General features: G+C 69.1%; 1 protein-coding gene. It reads right to left on the bottom strand.

All coding sequences use genetic code 11. The features are described from left to right. Positions 1-230 (bottom strand): hypothetical protein (locus tag SB689_RS24375; RefSeq protein WP_410694588.1); only part of this gene is annotated, 230 nt, incomplete at both ends.

Consider the following 230-nt stretch of genomic DNA (forward strand, 5'->3'; position numbering starts at 1 on the left):
CGTGAGGTCTTCCGCCTCGATGCGCAGGGTAGCAAAGCTTTCCGGCGCGATGAGCGCCGCCGTTGCCAGAGGCGCGGGCTCGGCCAGAAGCGCAGGCTCGGCGCCTGCGGCAGGTTCGTCATCACTGGCCAACAGCGCCTGGGCAAGCGGGTCTTCCTGAGCGATGGGCTCGCCGATGACATCATCGCTCTGGAGGGTCAGGGCCTCGCCGGGGTCAGCCGGAGGCGCAT

The organism is Chryseobacterium sp. SIMBA_038, assembly GCF_046535115.1.
Lineage (GTDB): Bacteria > Bacteroidota > Bacteroidia > Flavobacteriales > Weeksellaceae > Chryseobacterium.